A 21,044-nucleotide genomic window follows, 5' to 3' on the forward strand; every position below is an offset into this window, starting at 1 on the left:
ACGAAGATGTATTCATTTGACGAAATCAAAAAAGCAGACAGTGAAATAGCAGAGGCGATTCATTCAGAGATGGAGCGGCAGAATTCCCACATCGAACTGATTGCCTCTGAAAACTGGGTGAGCAAGGCCGTGATGGCGGCCATGGGAAGCCCTCTTACCAACAAGTATGCGGAGGGATATCCGGGGAGACGTTACTATGGCGGATGCCAGTGTGTGGATATCGTGGAAAATCTGGCGCGTGAACGGGCGAAAAAGCTGTTCGGCTGCGATTATGTTAATGTACAGCCTCATTCCGGCGCGCAGGCTAACCTTGCCGCATATTTTGCTATGGTAGATCCCGGTGATAAGGTGCTGGGCATGAATCTGGATCATGGAGGACATCTGACCCACGGGTCACCGGTGAATTTTTCCGGGAAGTATTTTGATATCGTATCTTACGGAGTCAACGATGAAGGTGTGATTGACTATGACAACGTAAGGGAGATTGCACTTGGCGAAAGGCCAAAACTCATTATTGCAGGGGCCAGTGCGTATGCGAGGACGATAGATTTCAAACGGTTCCGGGAGATTGCGGATGAGACGGGTGCATACCTGATGGTGGATATGGCTCATATAGCCGGTCTTGTAGCCGCGGGACTTCATCCGAGCCCGATACCGTACGCCGATGTGGTAACGACAACGACCCATAAGACGCTGCGCGGGCCAAGAGGCGGCATGATACTGTGCAACAGGGAAGCCGCGGACAAGTTCAACTTTGACAAGGCGATATTCCCGGGAACGCAGGGCGGTCCGCTGGAACATGTTATTGCAGGAAAGGCAGTCTGTTTCAAGGAGGCGCTTGAACCGGAATTCAAAGCATACCAGCAGCAGATTATCGACAACGCGCAGGCGCTGTGCAGGGGACTTATGGACAGAGGGGTAAGAATCATATCCGGAGGCACGGACAACCATCTCATGCTGGTGGATTTGAGCGAAGAGGAGGTTACAGGCAAGGATTTGGAGAGACGCCTGGACGAGGCTCATATTACATGCAACAAGAACACAATTCCAAATGACCCGCGTTCCCCGTTTGTGACGAGCGGAGTAAGACTTGGTACTCCGGCGGTGACGACGAGAGGGATGAAGGAAGAGGATATGGATGCCATCGCGGAAGCGATTGTGCTTGTGATAAAAAGTGAAGAGAATATAGAAAAAGCAAAAGAAATTGTGGCAGGGCTTACGAAGAAGTATCCACTCTGCCAGTAGTGAGAGTAAGGGGCTGGAGCTGCCGCGTACGAGAGCGGGGATCTGGCCCCTTTATTTTCATTTGATAATTTTTTTTCATTTTGTACGTTCTCCGTTGACAAATATACCGTATAGAGGTATAATCTAAATACCCAATAGGGGTATGAACGGAGGCGTTGAAATGATTACAAAACAGTTTAATATAGGCGGTATGAGCTGTGCGGCCTGTTCCAGTGCGGTGGAGAGGGTTACGAGGAAGCTTGACGGTGTGGAACAGAGCAGCGTGAACCTGACGACCGGCATAATGACGATAACCTTTGACGAACAGGCATTGTCGGACGAAGTGATTATCAGAAAAGTGGAGAGGGCGGGATTCCAGGCAGTGCGCCATATCGATAAGAGCAAAGAAGAGAAGAAAGAAGAAGAAGCGGAGATGGAAGACGAGGTTCATAAGACGAGGACGCATCTCATCATCAATATTATCCTTGCCGTTCCTCTCCTCTATATTTCCATGGGGCATATGGTTCCGTTTCCGATGCCCCTCCCGGCACTGCTGGATATGCATCACAGCCCGCTCAATTTTGCGCTGGCGCAGCTCATACTTACGTCAGTCATTTTATTTAACGGAAGAAAATTCTACCTCGTCGGCTTTAAGAGTCTGTTCAGGGGACATCCGAATATGGATTCGCTTGTGGCGATTGGTACGGGAAGTGCATATGTGTACAGCCTTGTGATGACGTTTCTGATACGGTCGGACGATATGGCGGTCCACAACCTATACTATGAGTCGGCTGCTATCGTCGTGACGCTTGTCATGGTCGGTAAATATATGGAAGGCCGGAGCAAGAACAAGACGAAGGATGCCATACGGAAGCTGATGGAGCTGGCGCCGGACACGGCCTGCGTGCTGAGAGGCGGAGAACAGGCAGAAGTGCCGGTGGAACAGGTTGGACTGGGAGAGCTGATTCTCATCAGGCCGGGTGATAAAGTGCCCCTTGACGGAACCATTACCGAAGGGCGCACGACGGTGGATGAATCCATGCTTACAGGTGAAAGTATCCCGGTAGAGAAGGAGGCGGGTTCCGAGGTAATAGGAGGCAGTGTCAATTACCAGGGTGCTGTCACGGTTAAGGTTACGCGCGTCGGTGCTGATACGACGCTTGCGAAGATTGTGAAGATGATGGAGGACGCCCAGGGTAAGAAAGCGCCTATCTCAAAACTTGCGGATACGGTAGCGGGGTACTTTGTCCCTGCCGTCATGTGTATCGCGTTTGTAGCGGCTGTCGTGTGGGCGCTGCTCGGCCATGACGTTGCGTTCGTGCTTACCATATTCGTATCAGTGCTTGTCATTGCGTGTCCGTGCGCGCTCGGGCTTGCCACTCCAACCGCGATTATGGTCGGAACCGGGCTTGGGGCAGGTAACGGTATCCTGATTAAGAGTGGGGAGGCGCTTGAGATTGCACACAAAGCTGACGCGGTCGTGCTTGACAAGACAGGAACGATTACCGAAGGAAAGCCGGCGGTCATGAACATCGTAAGTCAAGACACGGCGGAAGAGCGGCTGCTGCAGATTGCGGCGTCCTGCGAACAGGCATCGGAGCATCCACTCGGACGTGCCATCGTGGATGAGGCAAAAAAGAGAGGTCTGCCGCTTCTGAGAGCAGAAGATTTCCAGAGCGTCACCGGACAGGGAATCGAGGCGGTTATCGAGGGCGACACATATTATATCGGAAACAAGAAGCTGTGCGAGTCTCTTGGGATTGGACTTGGAGCATACCGCAAGGCGGCAGAGGAAATTGCTGCGAAGGGGCAGACGCCTATGTTTGTCGTGCGAAAGTCCGACAGACCGTCAGAAGGTGAGAAAGAGCCGGCTGCTCCGGCAGGGATTATCAGCGTGGCGGATCCGGTGAAGGAGACGAGCCGGGAAGCCATAGCACACATGAAGGAACTTGGCATTCAGGTCTATATGCTGACTGGTGATAACCGGTTGACGGCAGAGTATATTGGAGGTAAAGTAGGAGTAGACCATGTGGTCGCAGAGGTGCTGCCGAAGGATAAGGCAAATGTGGTGGAGAAGCTTCAGAAAGAAGGGCGCCGCGTGATGATGGTGGGTGACGGCATCAATGATGCTCCCGCGCTCGTACAGGCGGACGTCGGAGTGGCAATTGGAAGCGGAAGTGATATCGCCATCGACTCAGGAGATATGGTTCTTATGAAGTCTGATCTGAATGATGTCTATAAGGCTATCCGGCTGAGCAACGCTACCATAAGAAATATCAAGCAGAACCTGTTCTGGGCGTTTTTCTATAACTGCTGTGGCATTCCGCTCGCAGCCGGAGCGCTGTACGCGATAAACGGGACGCTGCTGAATCCCGTCTTTGCGGGTCTTGCCATGTCCTTGAGCTCCGTGACCGTTGTGGGAAATGCACTCAGGCTTCGCAGGCTGAGATTATAGGAAGAATACACGAAGAGGAGATGAACTATGGAAGAGAATAGCTGTTGTACGGAACGTACGAAGCACCGGGATGCCGGCGAATATAAAGAGCTGGTGACGAGGCTGAACCGTGTCGAGGGACAGGTGAGGGGAATCAAGAAGATGCTGGAGGAGGACCGGTACTGTGTGGACATATTGACACAGGTCTCTGCAATTCAGGCAGCATTGAATGCATTCAGCAAAAAGCTGCTCGTGAATCACATCCATACGTGTGTGGTCGATGATATACAGGAAGGCAAAGTAGAAGTGGTCGATGAACTGTGTGATACGATTCAAAAATTGATGAAATAGGAGGATGGGTCAGATGACAGTTATTAAGGTGGCAGATATGCACTGTGAGAAATGTGTGGAGAGGATTTCTAAACTTCTGACAGAGGAAGGGCTTGATTTCAAGGTGAGCCTGGAAGATAAGACGGTGACGGTGGACGGATGTGAACACTGTGTAAAAACTGCGTTGGAAGCTTTGGATGACCTTGGATTTTCCGCGGAAGTGTAGAGAAGTGGGGGCAGCTGAGTAATTTGTTTTGATATTTGCACTGTTATATAGTATAATACGCAGTGGAAGTACAGTATAGAAACGAACGAGGAGGGACAAATTTCCATGAAATGTCCAAAATGCGGCCAGCCGTTAAAGCCGAGCCAGAAAGACCCGGATTACATGTTATGCTTCAACTGCAGAAAGAAGTTCAAGGTATCAGGTGCGAAGCAGCGCAGGGAAGAGGAAGAAGACCAGAAGTATGCCAATATTCCGCCGAAGAAGGTGCGGGATAAGCGGGAAAAGGAAATGCGCAGGGCATATGATGAACTGCTTTCCGTGGAAGAGGAGAGACCGAGAAAGAGGCCGAAGAGAAGGCCGGAGCCGGAAGTTGAGGACGACTATTATGATCTGGAAGATGATAAAGTGTCCAAAGTGCCGGTGATTATACTGGGAATTGCAATTGTAGCCGTGGCAGCATTGATTATTTACATGCTCTTAAAATAGGCAGCCGATAGTGAGGCCGCTGATTGCAGATGCGCAGTCATCTGTAGTCAGCGGCCTTTTTCTGCACAACTTTCCGGTCAGTCCCATACTATAATATTGCAAATGATTATGGAAGGAGTATGACACATGCCGAATTACCGTTATAATGCGCCGGAGTACGGAAGGCGTAATAATTGTGGAAGAACAGCACCTGTCATGAGAGAGGAAGGCTGCCGTACGAAAGTACAGCCGAAGATGCAGCCGGCCTGCTGCGATGACAGGGCAGCTTGTGACGAACTGAGCGGAATGCCGATAGCGATGGCCTATGTACCGTGGCAGCAGTGGCGTGCCTTGTACGAAGTAGAAAAAGGATTTCACTGTGGTACGATTTTTGAAGAACTGAACAAACCATTCCGGGGGATAGGAGGGTGTTCAAGATGACAGATAATAAACCTTGCAGGCGGGAACTTTTAGAGTGGATTAACGTGGTGAGCTTTGCGGTGGACGATGTGAAGCTGTTTCTCGATACGCATCCTTGTAATGCAGAAGCTCTTGAATTTTTTAACGAATTTGAAAAACAGAGAGTCCAGGCATTGAAAGAATATGCCAGATATTACGGCCCATTGACACTTGACACAGCTGATACGGAAGCAGACAGGTGGAAATGGATCAACGAGCCATGGCCGTGGCAGGAAGGAGGATGTTAGTATATGTGGAATTATGAGAAAAGACTGCAGCATCCGGTAAAAATAACGCAGACGAACCCAAAGATCGCCCAGATAATTATCACTCAGTTCGGAGGACCCGACGGAGAGCTGGCAGCGTCAATGCGGTATCTGTCCCAGAGATATTCGATGCCGTATAAAGAGGTAACCGGCATCCTGACCGATATAGGTACGGAGGAGCTGGCACACATGGAGATGATCTGCGCAATCGTTCACCAGCTTACAAGAAACCTGACACCGGAAGAGATTGAAAAATCAGGCTTCGACAAATACTACGTAGACCATACACTGGCACTGTGGCCGCAGGCGGCCAGCGGCGCGCCGTGGACGGCAACATACTTCCAGTCCAAAGGAGATCCGATAACGGACCTTCACGAAGACATGGCGGCAGAACAAAAAGCACGGACTACTTACGATAATATACTGAGGCTCGTAAAGGACCCGGAGGTATGTGAACCGATCCGTTTCCTGAGAGAACGTGAAGTCGTACACTACCAGCGATTCGGAGAATCACTGCGCATCGTACAGGATAACTTGGATAGCAAGAACTTCTACGCATTCAATCCAGAGTTTGATGTCAGAAAATAAAGTGAATTGTCGAAGGGGTCAGACCCCTGCATATGCAGGGGGTCTGACCCCTATGAAAATTCTCTTGACTTTTGCGGCGGGTTAATGATATACTCACCCCGTAAAGTAAACAAAAGGGATTCCATTACTGACGGATAATGTGGGTTACCACAGGGGAATGGAGTCTTGGAATAAGCCGACCGTCTGGGCAGCATCATTTTTCTGGTGCTGCTCTTTTTTTAGCGGTTGGGGTCAGGCCCCATTCAAAAGGGGTCTGGCCCCAATGAAAAGAGCGCAGGGAATGATGTCATACACACAGAGAACAGGAGGAATGGAATATGTTTACACAGTGGGAAGGTTTTAAGCCGGGGATATGGCAGGAAGAGATGAATGTACGTGATTTTATCCAGCATAACTATACCCCTTATACGGGAAATGGGGATTTCCTGGAGCCGGCGACGGAACGTACCGGTAAGCTGCTGCATAAGTTCGAGAATCTGCTTGTGCTTGAGCGTGAGTTCGGAGGCGTGCTTGACATTGATACCCAGACAGTAACTTCTCTTTTGAATTACAAGCCGGGCTATCTGGACAAGGAGCAGGAGATCATCGTAGGACTCCAGACAGACCGTCCGCTGAAAAGGGGCGTCAATCCCTTTGGGGGTCTGCGCATGACAAGGGACGCGTGCCGGGCGTATGGATATGAGCTGTCGCAGAAGGTGGAAGACGAATTCCAGTACAGGACGACTCACAATGACGGGGTGTTCCGTGTCTATAGCAAGGAGACGAAAGCCGCCAGGCATTGCGGTCTTATCACGGGTCTGCCCGATGCTTACGGACGCGGCCGTATCATCGGCGATTACCGCCGTGTCGCCCTCTACGGCCTCGACTATCTGATTGAACAGAAACAGGCCGACAAAGACAGGCTGAGCCTGGAGGTCATGGATGTAGACCACATACGTCAGCAGGAAGAGCTGTACCAGCAGATCAACTTCCTCGGCAAACTGCGCGACATGGCCGCGATGTATGGATATGACATTACAAAGCCAGCGGCGGATGCCAGGGAAGCGGTGCAGTGGCTTTATTTTGCATATCTCGGTGCCATCAAAGAGCAGAACGGAGCAGCTATGAGCCTTGGCCGCACCTCTACGTTCCTTGACATCTATTTTGAACGTGATATTGCAAAAGGCACTCTAAGCGAAGTAGGAGCCCAGGAGATTGTCGATGACTTTGTGATGAAGCTGCGCATGGCGCGTCATCTGCGCACGCCTGACTATAATGAGCTGTTTGCCGGCGACCCGATGTGGATTACGGAATCTGTAGGCGGCATGGGGGAGGACGGCAGACCCCTTGTAACGAAAAATTCATTCCGCATGCTCCATACGCTATACAATCTGAAGCCATCGGCAGAGCCAAACCTTACGGTATTGTGGTCAAAGAATCTTCCGGATAATTTTAAGAAGTATTGCGCAAAGGTTTCCTGTGATACGGATGCCATCCAATATGAAAATGATGACCTGATGCGTCCGCAGTTCGGCGACGATTACGGAATTGCCTGTTGTGTATCTGCCATGAGAATAGGGAAAGAGATGCAGTTCTTCGGGGCCAGGGCCAATCTTGCCAAGCTGCTGCTCATGTCGCTGAACGGCGGCAGGGATGAAAAGCAGAACATTCAGGTGGGGCCGGCACATGAACCATACGGTGGAGAATACCTCGAATACGGTAAGGTCATGGAACTTCTGGACGTGTACCGTCCGTGGCTCGTGAGGATGTATGCCAACACGATGAATGTCATCCATTATATGCATGACAAATATGCCTACGAAAAGACGCAGATGGCCCTGCATGACACAGAAGTACACCGGTTCATGGCATTTGGCATCGCAGGAATGAGCGTGCTGGCAGATTCTCTTTCTGCTATCAAGTATGCGAGGGTAAGATGCATCCGTGACGAGGAGACGGGACTAATCAGTGATTTTGATATAGAAGGAGCATATCCGGCTTTTGGAAATGATGACGACCGTGTGGATGACATTGCCTGTGAACAGGTAAAACTGTTCTACGAAGAGCTGAAAAAACAGAAGCTGTACCGTGACGCTGAACCGACACTATCTATACTCACGATAACTTCCAATGTCGTGTACGGCAAGAAGACCGGTTCCACACCGGACGGACGGAAAGCGGGAGAGCCGTTTGCCCCCGGGGCCAATCCTATGCACGGCAGAGAGAAGAACGGCGCGCTTGCTTCTCTTAACTCTGTCGCAAAGCTTTCCTATCAATACTGTAAGGATGGAATCTCCAATACATTTTCTGTCGTTCCCGAGGCACTTGGAAAGACAGAGGAAGAAAGGCTTGATAACCTGACGTCCATACTGGACGGATATTTTGGCCAGATGGCGCATCATCTGAATGTAAATGTGCTGAACAGGGATACGCTTATGGATGCATACGACAATCCTGATAAATATCCCAACCTTACTATCCGCGTGTCCGGCTATGCGGTGAACTTCAACAAGCTGACGCGTGAACAGCAGAAGGAAGTGATTTCACGTACATTCCATGAAACGATATAGCGGTCGTATCCACTCCTTCCAGTCCATGGGAGCAGTGGACGGGCCGGGGCTCAGATTCGTGGTATTTATGCAGGGGTGCCCTCTGCGGTGTGCTTACTGCCATAATCCGGATACGTGGGAGCCGGATGCCGAAGAGGAATACACGCCGGAAGAGGTGGCGGAAAAGATTCGCCGCTTTCTGCCGTATTTGAAAAATGGAGGTGTCACGGTGACAGGCGGGGAGCCGCTCATGCAGCCGGAATTTGTGATGGAGCTGTTCCGTATTCTCAGGGAAGAAGGGGTACACACGGCTCTCGATACGAGCGGGGTCGGAGACATGCAGAAGACCGGACGCGTATTAGAGTATACGGATCTGGTACTGGCTGATGTAAAGTTCCTTACTGCGGAAGACTACAGATATTACTGTAAAGCAGATTTCCAGAAGGTTGCAGCTTTCTTAAATCTGACAAAAAAGAAGAACATTCCGCTCTGGATCCGGAGAGTTGCCGTCCCTGGCATCAATGACACGAAGGAAGATATTATAAAGCTGGTGGATTTCCTGGAAGAGTATCCTAATGTAGAGAAGATAGAGCTGCTGCCGTTCCGGAAGCTCTGTCTGGAAAAATATGAAACGATGGGCATACCGTTTCCGCTTGCGGATGTGCCTGAGATGACGGAGACGGAAGCCGGGAGGTTGAGAGAGAGCATTCCGGTCCGTTACCGGTAGACAATAGAATCCCTTATATAGACGTAACCGGCTGTCTGGATAGGCAGCCGGTTTTGCAGCGAATACCGGGGAAAAGAAAAGCCGCATTTATTCCCCGCCTGGACCGTCTTTTCTCGGACGTTCAGACTCCGGAAGCGGAGCAACAGACTTTTCGGAGTTTGAAGCGTTGATCTTACCGTCATAAGCGTCTTTGCTTTCCGTATAGTCAATTGGACGTTCCGTTGTAAATGAAGATTTGTTTTCTTTCATACGTGCACACTCCTTTCAAAGGTATGATGCTCACAGGCGAGAAGAAATATACTTGTCAAAGGTCCTGATTTATTTCACTGTACAGGATATCAGGAGTAAAGTATAATAAAAAAACAAAAGTATTATGACGGATTTACATTGTGCATGTTCTGCAGCCTTTTCCGGCATCTGGCTTATAGAGTGCTTCCGCTGGCGCAGGCTGAGGATGAGCTGAAACGTGTCAGAGATGTGAACGGGCGGCCGAGGAGAATATTTCTCGGGGACGGCAACGCATTTGGTCTTGAGACCGGCCATCTGGAAATAGTGCTCGACATGATTCGTAGCTATTTTCCCCAATGCGAGGCTGTCAACATGGACACGACGGTTACGAGCATTCTCATGAAATCAGATGAGGAGCTGGAGATGCTCTGCCGGTCTTTTTCAACAGCACGTGCCCACGGCATGTGGTTAACCTCTCCATGTTCCACCATAAGGAAGTGCCGCCGTATCAGCATATCCGGGACAACACGTTCCGACCTGCGGCTGAACTTGAGAACCTGAGGGAAGAAAGAAAGCTGGAGGAGGCCATCAGACGGTACGAACACAGAGACCCGGTATTCTCTTACGTACAGGGGGAGTGTCCGCATCTGGAAAAATGTGACGGGCTTCAAAAAGTGTGGGATATGACCACATGTAACCGGGGAATCTAGTCAGCCTGCACACTCCATATACCGGGAGGATATCCTTACAGGCAGAAAATTCAGTTGTTTTTATTCTTTCATATCGTTATAATAAGAACGGTAGATTGGAGTGTAGATATTATGGCGAGAAGTCGGAAGACAAGAAAAAAGAAAATGCCCAAGTCGCGGTATTTTGATTATAGCATGCTTGCAGTCCTTATATTTCTCATCTGTTTTGGACTTGTTATGCTGTACAGCACGAGTTCATACAGTGCACTTGTAACTTATGGCGACAGTATGCATTATTTCAAACGGCAGCTAATATTCTGCGTGATGGGGCTCATAGTCATATACGTGGTGGCGAAAATTGATTATCATATTTATATCAAGTGGGCCAAACTGCTGTACATAGTCTCTGTGCTTTTGATGATGCTTGTAAAGACACCTCTGGGAAAAGAGGTGAATGGCGCCAAGCGCTGGATACAGCTGCCCTTTGATCAGCAGTTCCAGCCGGCGGAGGTGGCCAAGATAGCAATTATCTTATTTATCCCTGTGCTTATCTGCAAGATGGGCAAAGAGATTAAGACGCTCGGAGGAATCGCGAAAATACTTGCGTGGGGAGCTTTTTCCGCGGCCTGTGTCCTGTTTCTGACGGACAACCTGAGTACAGCTATCATTGTAATGGGCATTACCTGTATCATGGTATTTGTCGTGCATCCGAAGACGGCCCCGTTTATCGTGCTTTTTACGGCAGGTATGGGCGTGATACTTGTGGCGGTCCAGATTCTGGGCAGGGTGCTTGTGACGAGTGAAAACTTCCGTATGAGAAGGATACTCGTATGGCTGGCTCCGGAAGAACATGCCGCAGAGGGCGGCTACCAGATTATGCAGGCCCTCTATGCCATCGGATCAGGAGGATTTTTTGGAAAAGGACTGGGAAACAGCGCACAGAAGATGATCATTCCGGAAGTCCAGAATGATATGATTCTCTCTATTATATGTGAGGAACTGGGAGTGTTCGGGGCAATTATGGTACTCGTCCTGTTCGGGATGCTTCTGTACCGCCTGCTCTTCATCGCCCAGAATGCACCTGACATATACGGTTCTCTCATAGTGACAGGCATATTTGCTCATATTGCCCTTCAGGTCATCCTGAATGTTGCGGTTGTGATAAACCTGATTCCGACGACCGGAATCACGCTTCCGTTCATCAGCTACGGAGGAACTTCTATCCTGTTTTTGACAATCGAGATGGGAATTGCGCTTGGGGTGTCGAGAAAAATTAAGTTTGAAGACTAGAGTGTCTGGGAAAACTTTAGTAAAAATACTTTTATTTCCAATACAAATGTGCTATGATTACAAATGTAGTATTGAAAACTACATATTATAGCAACAGATGACATGCCAGCCAAACACAGATATGGTATGCCGGGAGGAAAGATATGAGTTATAAAGTGATTGTAGACAGCTGTGGAGAACTTACAGATGAGATGAAAAAGTCCGGGTACTTTGAGACAGCGTCTCTAAAAATAGAAGTAGCGGGACATCAGATTGTTGATGACGAGACTTTTGATCAGGAAAGATTTTTGAAACTGGTGGCAGCTTCGCCGGACTGTCCTAAATCTTCCTGTCCGTCGCCGGAAAGATATATGGAGGGGTTCCACTGTGATGCGGATCATGTATATGCGGTGACGCTTTCCTCGGAGCTGAGCGGTTCTTATAACAGTGCCCTGCTCGGCAAGAATCTGTACCTCGAAGAATATGGGGAGAAAGATATCTACGTGTTCAACTCCCGCTCGGCCTCTGTCGGTGAGACATTGATAGCGCTGAAGATTGCAGAATGTGAAGAGGCAGGGATGGCATTTCAGGACGTAGTAGATACGGTGGAAGAATATATAGCGGAACAAGATACGTATTTTGTGCTGGAGACACTGGAGACATTGCGGAAAAACGGACGGCTTACCGGCCTGAAGGCTATCGTTGCCACGGCGCTTAACATAAAGCCGGTAATGGGTGCCACGGCAGAAGGGACGATTTGCCAGCTGGGACAGGCAAGAGGAATCAAGAAGGCGCTCGTGAAAATGGTGGAAGAAATTGCAAAGAGGCTGAAAGAGCCGGGAAAGAAGATACTTGCCATATCACACTGCAACTGTCCGGAGCGTGCCCGCCAGGTAAAAGACATGCTGCTTGAAAAGGCGGATTTCCGGGATGTCATCATTGTAGATACGGCTGGAATCAGCAGTATGTATGCTTCAGACGGAGGCGTAATTGTAGTTGTATAATGCCGGAAACTATGGTAGAATAACTCTTAGTTGTTGAGCTATAGAAGGAGCGAAAAAATATGAGCCAGGAAAAAGTAGACAGATATAAACAAGAAAAAGCTAACCGCAAAAAGAATGTGAAAAAGGAGAAAGCCGCAAACATAGCCCGCAAATGTGTCGTAGGGCTGGCTGCACTTCTTCTTGTAGGCTGGGTAGGGTATTCTGCCTACGGAACATATAAGTCAAATAAACCAAAAGAGTCAGTAGAAATCGATTATACCGCACTGACAGAATTTCCCACTAACCTCACCGAGGCAGCAGGAAATACAGAAGAATAGCCAGTATGATTCATGATTACAAAGGCGCTGCAGAACAGATGGCTTGTCCATCAGCACTGCGGTGCCTTATTTTTGTGCTTGAAAACAAAAGGAAAAGAAGTCTGACAATGGCCCGAATTTTGAAAGGGGTCAGACCCCTGCGGCCGCAGGGGTCTGACCCCTTTCAAAATTTTCTAAAAAAAGGGTTGAAATCGCCCAAAAAGTGGTTTACAATGTATTCAAGTGGTAGAAAGTGGTGAAAAGTGGTATAAAGTGGTGCGAAAGTGGCAGACCACTTGAAAGAGGGTGAGTTCTTATGTTGAAAGGAGAATACAGTCATAATATCGACCCTAAGGGCAGATTAATCATTCCGGCCAAGTTTCGTGACGATCTAGGGGAGAATTTCGTCATAACAAAAGGTATGGAAAACTGCCTATATGTATATCCTGAAGATGAATGGAACGCCTTCGAAGATAAACTTAACGCTTTGCCTACGACCACGGACAAAAAAGCCAGAGCTTTTGCCTACTTCTTTCAAGGGAGTGCAACTGACGGCGACCTTGACAAGCAAGGAAGAACTTTAATCCCTTCTGTACTGAGGACTTACGCGCATCTTGAAAAAGAGGTCGTGTTTATCGGCATGGGGAAGCGTGCCGAGATTTGGGACAAGGCCAGATGGGATGAAAAGAATGCTGAAGTGGAGCTCAACATTGAGGATATTGCATCTGATATGGAAGAGAGCGGATTCAGTATCTAGAGGGAGAAGATATGGGATTCGAACACAAGTCAGTATTACTTGATGAAACTATTAATGGGTTGAACATCAGGCCGGACGGCACTTATGTGGACGGAACGCTTGGTGGAGGTGGACATGCATACGAGGTATGCAGACGCTTAGGAAACAAGGGGAGTATTGTAGGAATAGACCAGGACGCGGCGGCAATCACGGCCGCAGGCGCCCGCTTAAAAGACTTCGGGGAGAAGGTCACGATAGTCAGGAGCAACTATTGTGATATGAAGTCGCAGCTCCATCAGTTAGGCATTGACAAAGTCGACGGGATCGTGCTCGATTTGGGCGTATCATCTTATCAGCTGGATACGGCAGAGCGGGGATTCTCCTATCGCGAAGATGCGCCGCTGGACATGAGGATGGATACGCGTCAGAAGATGACAGCCAGGGACATCGTCAATGACTACGGTGAGATGGACCTCTACCGCGTGATACGGGACTACGGGGAAGATAAGTTTGCAAAGAACATCGCCAAGCATATTGTAGCCGCACGCGCGGAGAGGCCCATCGAAACTACCGGACAGCTGACCGGCATCATAAGACAAGCCATTCCGATGAAATACCAGAAAAAGTCTGGGCATCCTTCCAAGAGGACGTTCCAGGCTATCCGTATTGAACTGAACAGGGAGCTGGAAGTTCTGCGGGATTCTCTGGATGAGATGATAGACTTGTTGAAACCAGGAGGGAGGCTGTGCATCATAACCTTCCATTCACTGGAGGACAGGATAGTAAAAAGTGCATTTAGGAAAAATGAAAATCCATGCACCTGTCCAAGCGATTTTCCCGTATGCGTATGCGGAAAAGAACCAAAGGGGAGTATTTTAACTAGAAAACCGATTCTTCCGGATGAGGAGGAGTTGGAATATAACAGCCGTGCGAAGAGTGCCAAGCTCCGCATATTTGAACGACGATAATTTAGAAAGGGGAAAGACATGGCAGCAAGATATACATCATCCAGAAGCAGAACAACCTATGGAACATCAAACAGAACACGCAGTCAGATGTATGTCTACGGCAATGTGGTGACAAAACCGGCATATGAGCCGGAACGGCGTACAAAAGAACCTGAGAGACCGAGGAAGACAAGCAGGCAGGTGCGCAAGAACCGCAGGAAGGCGCTGCACATGAGCCCCGGATATGTTATTTTTCTGGCAGTGGCGGCCATACTTGCACTCGTGGTATGTGTAAATTATGTCCAGCTTCAGTCCAGGCTTACAAGCCGCTCGAAAGCAATCACCGCGATGCAGGAAGAGCTGGCGGATATGAAAGAAGAAAATAATACAAAGTATAATGCTGTGATGGATTCTGTCAATCTGGACGACATTCGGGATAAAGCGCAGAATGAGCTGGGAATGGTATATGCCACTTCAGATCAGATTGTAGAGTATGACAATCCCGCGTCAGATTATGTGAAACAATATGAGGATATACCGGAGGATGGTATACTTGCCCAATCAGACAAAAAACAATAAACAGGTGGAATTATGGGAAAACAGACAAGAAATGTATTTAAAAGAAAGTTTTCCAAACTGATGCAGAAAAAGCTAGTAATGCTCTTCGTAGCAATTGTACTAGCTTTTGGCGTATTAGTGGGGAGAATTACATATATCAACGCGGCCAGCGGGGACAGGTATACGAAGGTGGTGCTCGACCAGCAGCAGTACGACAGCCGTACGATACCGTTCAAACGGGGCGATATCGTAGACCGGAACGGGACGAAGATAGCCACGAGCGAGCGGGTCTACAATGTCATACTGGACGCCAAAGTGATGACAAGCGACAAGGACTATATAGAGCCCACGATAGAAGTGCTGAAAGACTGCTTTGAAATAGAAGAAGAGGATGTCAGGAAACTGATAAAAGACAACCCTGGAAGCAGATATAACATACTGAAAAAAGGAATTGATTATGAAAAGGCCAAAGAATTTGAAAAGATTGATTCAGATGACAAGAAATATCCAGATGTAAAAGGCATATGGCTGGAAGAGGACTATGTCAGAAAATATCCATACAATACGCTTGCCAGCGATGTCGTCGGATTTACTGTAGACGGCAATGTGGGAAGCAATGGGATAGAAGCATCCTACAATTCTGTCCTGAATGGTACCGACGGCAGGGAATATGGATATTTTGACGCGGAATCCAGTGTGGAGCGCACGGTAAAAGAAGCAGAGAACGGAAGCACCATCATGTCTACCATTGACCTCCAGGTGCAGAGCATCGTTGAAAAGCACATACTGGAATTCAATGAAAAGAATAAGAACGGCGCCTCAGAGGGAGAGGGCAGCAAGAACACGGCGGTTATCGTCATGAACCCGCAGAACGGCGAGATAATCGCGGAAGCATCTTATCCGAACTTTGACCTCAATAACCCGAGAGATCTGACGAAATATTATTCCGAGGAAGCCATAGAGGCAATGAAGGATGAAGAAAAGCTTGAGAAGCTGAATGCACTGTGGAACAACTTCTGCGTGAGCGACACGTATGAACCCGGTTCTACCTATAAGCCGTTCACCATATCGGCCGGCCTGGAGACCGGCGTGCTGACCGGAAGCGAAAGCTATACGTGCGGAGGCATGCTCCATGTGGGAGACCACGATATCCATTGCAGCAACCGTGACGGACACGGGACGCAGACGCTGAAGAAGTCACTTGAAAATTCATGCAACGTGGCATTAATGCAGATAGGCGCAGCACTCGGAAATGACGAATTCTGCAAATACCAGGAGCTGTTCGGATTCGGCTCGTCCACAGGCATAGACCTGCCGGGAGAAGAGACAGGACTGCTGTATGAACCTGATAATATGGACCCGGCCAGTCTTGCTACTAATGCATTCGGCCAGAACTTCAATGTAACCATGACACAGATGGCATCCGCGTTCTGTTCGCTCATCAACGGGGGCGATTATTATAAGCCCCATGTGGTGAAGCAGATTCAGGATGAAAACGGAAATGTAACAGAAAACAAGGATCCGGTGCTCGTTAAGCGGACCGTTTCCAAAGAGACGAGCGAGATCATCAAAGACTACATGCTCGGCGTCGTGCAGGAAGGTACCGGAAGTTCGGCTGCGGTAGAGGGTTATGACATAGGCGGAAAGACAGGAACCGCGGAGAAGCAGCCCCGAGGTAACGGCAAATATCTCGTATCCTTTATCGGATATGCGCCCCAGGACAATCCTGAAGTAGTCGTATATGTCGTGATTGACGAACCAAATGTGGCGGCTCAGGCAAGCAGCTCTTATGCGACTGAGATGGCATCCAAGATAATGGCGGAAATCTTCCCTTATCTCGGCGTGACAAAGACCACACTGGAAGCAGAATAGAATTAAATAGGTAGAATAACCTCACAGAAGTGTTAATAAGTTATAAAAACGGCTTCTGTGAGGTTTTTTTGTGAAGAATAAGACCTATAATAAAAAGAAGATCTTTGTAGTATTTATCTGTGCCGCAGTCATCATACTGGGGCTCGTAGGAAGGCTTGTGTATCTTATGGTGTTCGATGCCGAATATTACCAGAAAAAAGCCGAATCTCTCCACGAGCGCGAAAGGGATATCAAAGCGGCCAGGGGAGAGATTGTCGATGCAGGCGGGACGGTGCTTGCGACAAACAAGACCGTGTGCACGATATCGGTCATACACAGCCAGATGAAGGACCCGGAAGGCGTAATCAAAGCACTTAGCGCTGAGCTTGAAATGGACGAGGATACGGTGCGTAAGAAGGTAGAGAAGGTCTCTTCGATGGAGCGTATCAAGACAAATGTAGATAAAGCTACAGGAGACCGTATACGGGAACTGGAACTGGAAGGCGTCAAAGTTGATGAAGATTTTAAGCGTTATTATCCCTATGATGAACTGGCATCCAAAGTGCTCGGATTCACAGGAGGGGATAACCAGGGAATCATCGGCCTGGAAGTGAAATATGAAGAATATCTGAAAGGGATTAACGGAAAGATACTCACGACGACAGATGCCAGAGGCGTCGAACTGGAAGGCGTGGCGGAGGACAGGATGGAACCGGTGGCCGGAAACACGCTCCAGCTTAGCCTGGACTATAACATACAGATGTATGCACAGCAGATGGCAGAGAAGGTCATGGAAGAAAAACAGGCAGACAAAGTGTCGATTCTCCTGATGAACCCACAGAACGGAGAGATCATCGCCATGGTGAACGTGCCGGAATTCAACCTGAATGACCCGTTTACGCTGAATACGGAGGAAGATGCGGACGCGATGTCGCCCGAAGAAAAACAGGACGCGCTGAACCAGATGTGGCGTAACGGCTGTATCAATGACACATACGAGCCAGGTTCCACATTCAAGATTATTACAGCGTCCGCCTGCCTGGAGGAAGGCGTCGTATCTCTGGATGACAATTTCAGCTGTCCCGGCTACCGGGTAGTGGAGGACAGAAAGATACGGTGCCACAAAGTTGGGGGCCACGGCTCAGAGACTTTCGTCCAGGGAATTCAGAATTCTTGTAACCCTGTGTTTATCGATATCGGGCTGAGGCTTGGCGTCGATAAGTTTTACGAATATTTCAACCAGTTCGGGCTTATGGGCATGACAGGGGTAGACCTGCCGGGGGAAGCCGGTACCATTATGCACAAGAAAAGCAACGTAGGCATGGTGGAGCTGGCCACGATGGCGTTCGGGCAGTCGTTCCAGATAACGCCGATGCAGATGGCGACGACCGTCAGCTCCCTTGTCAACGGGGGGACGAGAGTTACGCCCCACTTCGGAGTCAAAGTCATGGATTCCAAGGGCGAGGAAGTGGAGACGTTCCAGTATAAAAAAGAAAAAAATATCGTATCAAAAGAGACTTCTGAGACGATGCAGATGCTGCTGGAAAGCGTAGTCTCCGAAGGTTCTGGAAAGAATGCTTATGTGGAGGGGTATCACATCGGTGGAAAGACCGCCACCTCCCAGACACTGCCGAGAAGCGCTAACAAATATATCTCTTCCTTTATCGGCTTTGCGCCGGCAGATCACCCGCAGGTTCTGGGGATGTGTGTCATTTATAACCCCCAGGGCGTATATTATGGTGGTACGATAGCAGCTCCTGTCATCAGGGACATTTTTGAAAATATATTGCCCTATCTTGGCATTGAAAAAGAGTAAAAAATGAAGTATACTATGTTAGGTTAGAGATTAACAAAAGAAGCGAAGAGGTGGATTATGGATTATAGAGTTTTTCTCCCGGTATTGATTGCATTCGCGCTTAGCGTAGTGATGGGTCCGGTGATTATTCCGATTTTAAGAAGGCTTAAGATGGGGCAGACGGAACGGGAAGACGGTGTGAAGTCTCACCTGAAAAAAGCGGGCACGCCGACGATGGGCGGAGTCATCATACTGGTGAGTGTTGTGGTTACTTCGGTGTTCTATCTGAAGAACTACCCGAAGATCATACCTATATTGTTCGTAACCCTGGGGTTTGGACTCATCGGTTTCCTGGATGATTATCTGAAGGTTGTGATGAAGCGTTCCGACGGCCTGTACCCAAAGCAGAAATTTGCGCTGCAGATACTGGTGACAGCCGTCCTTGCGTTTTACCTCGTGCGTTTTACAAATATACCGCTTACGATGCTCATCCCATTTTCTGGCGGACAGTACCTTGACATCGGCTGGCTTGCGATACCACTCATGTTCGTGGCCGTGCTTGGAACGGTCAACGGTGCCAATTTTACAGATGGGCTGGACGGCCTGGCATCCAGCGTAACCGTCCTGATAGCCACGTTCTTCACCGTGGTTGCAATCGGCACGAAGAGCGGCATAGAGCCGATAACGTGTGCTGTCGTAGGTGCACTTCTCGGTTTCCTGCTCTTTAATGTCTATCCGGCCAGCGTGTTCATGGGTGATACGGGGTCGCTTGCACTAGGCGGGTTTGTGGCGTCAACGGCGTATATGCTCCAGATGCCGATTTTTCTTATCATCGTCGCATTTATATATATGGTAGAGATATTATCTGTCATGATACAGGTAACTTATTTTAAAAAGACGGGGGGCAAGCGTATCTTCAAGATGGCCCCCATACATCACCACTTCGAATTGTGCGGATGGTCGGAGACGAAGGTCGTTGCAGTATTTTCTATCATTACAGCGCTTCTCTGTCTCGTTGCGCTGATGGCTATGTAGGAGGAAATTATGGAAGTTACAAATAAGAAGGTGCTCGTATTCGGTTCCGGACTGAGCGGAACAGGCGCTGTGGGGCTTCTGGCGGAACACGGCGCAGATGTAGTGCTGTACGACGGGAACGAGAAGCTTGACAGAGCAGAGCTTGCGGGCCGCGTCGGCAAAGACGTGCAGATTATACTCGGCAGCTTTCCAGAAGAGCTGCTTCAGACGGTTGACATCGTCGTATTAAGCCCGGGAGTGCCGACAGACCTGCCGGTCGTACGGCAGATGTTCGAGCGTGGAATAGAAGTCATCGGAGAGGTCGAGCTGGCGTATGCATTCGGGAAAGGCGACGTACTTGCCATCACGGGCACGAACGGCAAGACGACGACGACATCGCTGCTTGGCGAGATTATGAAGAATTATAAAAAAGAGGTGTATGTCGTAGGCAATATCGGCAATCCATATACCGTCGCGGCGGGAGAGATGTCGGACAATGCCGTGGCCGTGGCAGAGATGAGCAGCTTCCAGCTGGAGAGCATCGTCAGCTTCCGGCCTGCTGTCAGCGCTCTGCTTAACATATCTCCAGATCATCTGAACCGCCACCATACGATGGAAGCTTACATTGAAGCGAAGAAAAATATAGCCAGGAACCAGACTGAGGATGACTGGTGCATTTTAAATTATGAAGATGAAGTGACGCGGGAATTCGGAAAGAATGTCAGGGCACAGGTTCTATATTTCAGCAGCCGGCGTAAACTAGAAAGAGGCATCTATCTTGATGATGGAATGATCGTCTATAAGAACCCGGAGGAAATCCACATCTGCCATGTGGAGGACCTGCAGCTTCTCGGAACACACAACTATGAAAATGTTATGGCTGCAGCTGCGATGGCGGCTGTATATGGCGTCCCGATGGACAAAATACGGGAGAGCATCAAGGCATTCAGAGGAGTGGAACACAGAATCGAGTTTGTAACGGAGAAGGACGGAGTCGCATACTACAACGATTCCAAAGGGACGAATCCGGATGCGGCAATCAAGGGGATACAGGCCATGAGCCGCCCTACCATACTTATCGGCGGCGGGTATGACAAGGATTCTTCCTACACGGAATGGATAGAGAGCTTCGGCGGGAAGGTCAGGAGGCTGATCCTTCTGGGTGCCACGAAAGATAAGATAGCAAAAGATGCAGAAAGCTGCGGCTTCCATGATTATACGTTCGCAGATACGTTTGAAGAGGCGGTGCTAATGTCAGCAGAGATTGCAGGTCCCGGAGAAGCGGTGCTTCTGTCCCCGGCCTGTGCCAGCTGGGATATGTTTCCAAATTATGAGACACGTGGAGATAAGTTTAAAGAAATTGTAAATTCCTTATAAGGAGTGCATATCGCTTGACACGGTCCAAAAAGA

General features: G+C 49.1%; 22 protein-coding genes and 1 riboswitch. Of the genes, 21 read left to right on the plus strand and 1 reads right to left on the minus strand.

Translation table 11 applies throughout. The features are described from left to right. Positions 1-6 precede the first annotated feature (6 nt). The 10 genes from glyA to pflA all read left to right on the plus strand — a co-directional run bounded on the left by glyA (position 7) and on the right by pflA (position 9,247). Positions 7-1,245, plus strand: coding sequence for a serine hydroxymethyltransferase (glyA, locus tag HMPREF0980_RS02500; RefSeq protein WP_049727555.1), 1,239 nt, complete (start codon positions 7-9; stop codon positions 1,243-1,245). 160 nt (positions 1,246-1,405) lie between these two features. Continuing rightward, entirely contained in the window at positions 1,406-3,679 is a 2,274-nt protein-coding gene (locus HMPREF0980_RS02505) for a heavy metal translocating P-type ATPase (protein WP_049727556.1), read from the plus strand. Between the two features lie 27 nt (positions 3,680-3,706). Next, positions 3,707-4,009, plus strand: coding sequence for a metal-sensing transcriptional repressor (locus HMPREF0980_RS02510; protein WP_049727557.1), 303 nt, complete (start codon positions 3,707-3,709; stop codon positions 4,007-4,009). Between the two features lie 13 nt (positions 4,010-4,022). Further along, positions 4,023-4,214 (plus strand): heavy-metal-associated domain-containing protein, encoded by a 192-nt coding sequence (locus HMPREF0980_RS02515; protein ID WP_049727558.1) that lies wholly within the window; start codon positions 4,023-4,025, stop codon positions 4,212-4,214. A 105-nt stretch (positions 4,215-4,319) separates the two neighbouring features. Next, positions 4,320-4,700, plus strand: coding sequence for a zf-TFIIB domain-containing protein (locus HMPREF0980_RS02520; RefSeq protein WP_049727559.1), 381 nt, complete (start codon positions 4,320-4,322; stop codon positions 4,698-4,700). Positions 4,701-4,826: 126 nt separating this feature from the next. After that, complete coding sequence (locus HMPREF0980_RS02525; protein ID WP_049727560.1) at positions 4,827-5,120, plus strand: spore coat associated protein CotJA; 294 nt, start codon at positions 4,827-4,829, stop codon at positions 5,118-5,120. Beyond that, positions 5,117-5,386, plus strand: coding sequence for a spore coat protein CotJB (locus HMPREF0980_RS02530; protein WP_049727561.1), 270 nt, complete (start codon positions 5,117-5,119; stop codon positions 5,384-5,386). The genes HMPREF0980_RS02525 and HMPREF0980_RS02530 overlap by 4 nt, the downstream gene beginning before the upstream one ends. A gap of 3 nt (positions 5,387-5,389) precedes the next feature. Then, complete coding sequence (locus HMPREF0980_RS02535; RefSeq protein ID WP_049727562.1) at positions 5,390-5,992, plus strand: manganese catalase family protein; 603 nt, start codon at positions 5,390-5,392, stop codon at positions 5,990-5,992. Positions 5,993-6,105: 113 nt separating this feature from the next. Next, a riboswitch (ZMP/ZTP riboswitch) is annotated at positions 6,106-6,188 on the plus strand. Positions 6,189-6,309: 121 nt separating this feature from the next. Further along, positions 6,310-8,541, plus strand: coding sequence for a formate C-acetyltransferase (gene pflB, locus HMPREF0980_RS02540; RefSeq protein ID WP_049727563.1), 2,232 nt, complete (start codon positions 6,310-6,312; stop codon positions 8,539-8,541). Further along, on the plus strand, positions 8,528-9,247 hold the full coding sequence (gene pflA, locus HMPREF0980_RS02545) for a pyruvate formate-lyase-activating protein (protein ID WP_049727564.1): 720 nt from the start codon (positions 8,528-8,530) through the stop codon (positions 9,245-9,247). Before pflB ends, pflA begins: the two co-directional genes overlap by 14 nt. 87 nt (positions 9,248-9,334) lie before the next feature. On the opposite strand, the gene HMPREF0980_RS19080 is transcribed toward pflA, so the two are convergent. Next, the gene (locus tag HMPREF0980_RS19080) at positions 9,335-9,496 is read right to left on the minus strand and encodes a hypothetical protein (protein ID WP_198146146.1); all 162 of its coding nucleotides are present in this window, start codon (positions 9,494-9,496) and stop codon (positions 9,335-9,337) included. Between the two features lie 144 nt (positions 9,497-9,640). Between HMPREF0980_RS19080 and HMPREF0980_RS18845 the strand changes: the two genes are divergently transcribed. The 11 genes from HMPREF0980_RS18845 to murD all read left to right on the plus strand — a co-directional run bounded on the left by HMPREF0980_RS18845 (position 9,641) and on the right by murD (position 21,011). Further along, entirely contained in the window at positions 9,641-10,036 is a 396-nt protein-coding gene (locus HMPREF0980_RS18845; RefSeq protein WP_049727565.1) for a hypothetical protein, read from the plus strand. A gap of 260 nt (positions 10,037-10,296) precedes the next feature. After that, positions 10,297-11,454: an FtsW/RodA/SpoVE family cell cycle protein gene (locus HMPREF0980_RS02555; RefSeq protein WP_049727566.1), complete on the plus strand. Its 1,158-nt coding sequence runs from the start codon at positions 10,297-10,299 to the stop codon at positions 11,452-11,454. A 143-nt stretch (positions 11,455-11,597) separates the two neighbouring features. Continuing rightward, positions 11,598-12,437: a DegV family protein gene (locus HMPREF0980_RS02560; protein WP_049727567.1), complete on the plus strand. Its 840-nt coding sequence runs from the start codon at positions 11,598-11,600 to the stop codon at positions 12,435-12,437. A gap of 59 nt (positions 12,438-12,496) precedes the next feature. After that, entirely contained in the window at positions 12,497-12,754 is a 258-nt protein-coding gene (locus HMPREF0980_RS02565) for a hypothetical protein (protein WP_049727568.1), read from the plus strand. A 295-nt stretch (positions 12,755-13,049) separates the two neighbouring features. Then, positions 13,050-13,490 (plus strand): division/cell wall cluster transcriptional repressor MraZ, encoded by a 441-nt coding sequence (gene mraZ, locus HMPREF0980_RS02575; RefSeq protein ID WP_006442076.1) that lies wholly within the window; start codon positions 13,050-13,052, stop codon positions 13,488-13,490. 11 nt (positions 13,491-13,501) lie between these two features. Beyond that, on the plus strand, positions 13,502-14,437 hold the full coding sequence (gene rsmH / locus HMPREF0980_RS02580; RefSeq protein ID WP_049727570.1) for a 16S rRNA (cytosine(1402)-N(4))-methyltransferase RsmH: 936 nt from the start codon (positions 13,502-13,504) through the stop codon (positions 14,435-14,437). Positions 14,438-14,455: 18 nt separating this feature from the next. After that, complete coding sequence (locus HMPREF0980_RS02585) at positions 14,456-14,995, plus strand: hypothetical protein (RefSeq protein ID WP_049727571.1); 540 nt, start codon at positions 14,456-14,458, stop codon at positions 14,993-14,995. Between the two features lie 12 nt (positions 14,996-15,007). After that, positions 15,008-16,846 (plus strand): peptidoglycan D,D-transpeptidase FtsI family protein, encoded by a 1,839-nt coding sequence (locus tag HMPREF0980_RS02590; RefSeq protein WP_049727572.1) that lies wholly within the window; start codon positions 15,008-15,010, stop codon positions 16,844-16,846. A 70-nt stretch (positions 16,847-16,916) separates the two neighbouring features. Next, positions 16,917-18,641 carry a peptidoglycan D,D-transpeptidase FtsI family protein gene (locus HMPREF0980_RS02595; RefSeq protein ID WP_049727573.1) on the plus strand — a complete coding sequence of 575 codons (1,725 nt, stop codon included), beginning with the start codon at positions 16,917-16,919 and terminating at the stop codon, positions 18,639-18,641. A gap of 57 nt (positions 18,642-18,698) precedes the next feature. Beyond that, on the plus strand, positions 18,699-19,655 hold the full coding sequence (mraY, locus tag HMPREF0980_RS02600; RefSeq protein ID WP_049727574.1) for a phospho-N-acetylmuramoyl-pentapeptide-transferase: 957 nt from the start codon (positions 18,699-18,701) through the stop codon (positions 19,653-19,655). A gap of 9 nt (positions 19,656-19,664) precedes the next feature. Beyond that, positions 19,665-21,011 carry a UDP-N-acetylmuramoyl-L-alanine--D-glutamate ligase gene (gene murD / locus HMPREF0980_RS02605; protein WP_049727575.1) on the plus strand — a complete coding sequence of 449 codons (1,347 nt, stop codon included), beginning with the start codon at positions 19,665-19,667 and terminating at the stop codon, positions 21,009-21,011. Positions 21,012-21,044: the final 33 nt, after the last annotated feature.

The organism is Dorea sp. D27 (genome assembly GCF_001185345.1).
Taxonomy (GTDB): domain Bacteria; phylum Bacillota; class Clostridia; order Lachnospirales; family Lachnospiraceae; genus Extibacter.

Coding starts and splice junctions, on each gene's coding strand:
- glyA (WP_049727555.1), top strand. CDS start 7: ATGTATTCATTTGACGAAATCAAAAAAGCAGACAGTGAAATAGCAGAG.
- HMPREF0980_RS02505 (WP_049727556.1), top strand. CDS start 1,406: ATGATTACAAAACAGTTTAATATAGGCGGTATGAGCTGTGCGGCCTGT.
- HMPREF0980_RS02510 (WP_049727557.1), top strand. CDS start 3,707: ATGGAAGAGAATAGCTGTTGTACGGAACGTACGAAGCACCGGGATGCC.
- HMPREF0980_RS02515 (WP_049727558.1), top strand. CDS start 4,023: ATGACAGTTATTAAGGTGGCAGATATGCACTGTGAGAAATGTGTGGAG.
- HMPREF0980_RS02520 (WP_049727559.1), top strand. CDS start 4,320: ATGAAATGTCCAAAATGCGGCCAGCCGTTAAAGCCGAGCCAGAAAGAC.
- HMPREF0980_RS02525 (WP_049727560.1), top strand. CDS start 4,827: ATGCCGAATTACCGTTATAATGCGCCGGAGTACGGAAGGCGTAATAAT.
- HMPREF0980_RS02530 (WP_049727561.1), top strand. CDS start 5,117: ATGACAGATAATAAACCTTGCAGGCGGGAACTTTTAGAGTGGATTAAC.
- HMPREF0980_RS02535 (WP_049727562.1), top strand. CDS start 5,390: ATGTGGAATTATGAGAAAAGACTGCAGCATCCGGTAAAAATAACGCAG.
- pflB (WP_049727563.1), top strand. CDS start 6,310: ATGTTTACACAGTGGGAAGGTTTTAAGCCGGGGATATGGCAGGAAGAG.
- pflA (WP_049727564.1), top strand. CDS start 8,528: ATGAAACGATATAGCGGTCGTATCCACTCCTTCCAGTCCATGGGAGCA.
- HMPREF0980_RS19080 (WP_198146146.1), bottom strand. CDS start 9,496: ATGAAAGAAAACAAATCTTCATTTACAACGGAACGTCCAATTGACTAT.
- HMPREF0980_RS18845 (WP_049727565.1), top strand. CDS start 9,641: ATGTTCTGCAGCCTTTTCCGGCATCTGGCTTATAGAGTGCTTCCGCTG.
- HMPREF0980_RS02555 (WP_049727566.1), top strand. CDS start 10,297: ATGGCGAGAAGTCGGAAGACAAGAAAAAAGAAAATGCCCAAGTCGCGG.
- HMPREF0980_RS02560 (WP_049727567.1), top strand. CDS start 11,598: ATGAGTTATAAAGTGATTGTAGACAGCTGTGGAGAACTTACAGATGAG.
- HMPREF0980_RS02565 (WP_049727568.1), top strand. CDS start 12,497: ATGAGCCAGGAAAAAGTAGACAGATATAAACAAGAAAAAGCTAACCGC.
- mraZ (WP_006442076.1), top strand. CDS start 13,050: ATGTTGAAAGGAGAATACAGTCATAATATCGACCCTAAGGGCAGATTA.
- rsmH (WP_049727570.1), top strand. CDS start 13,502: ATGGGATTCGAACACAAGTCAGTATTACTTGATGAAACTATTAATGGG.
- HMPREF0980_RS02585 (WP_049727571.1), top strand. CDS start 14,456: ATGGCAGCAAGATATACATCATCCAGAAGCAGAACAACCTATGGAACA.
- HMPREF0980_RS02590 (WP_049727572.1), top strand. CDS start 15,008: ATGGGAAAACAGACAAGAAATGTATTTAAAAGAAAGTTTTCCAAACTG.
- mraY (WP_049727574.1), top strand. CDS start 18,699: ATGGATTATAGAGTTTTTCTCCCGGTATTGATTGCATTCGCGCTTAGC.
- murD (WP_049727575.1), top strand. CDS start 19,665: ATGGAAGTTACAAATAAGAAGGTGCTCGTATTCGGTTCCGGACTGAGC.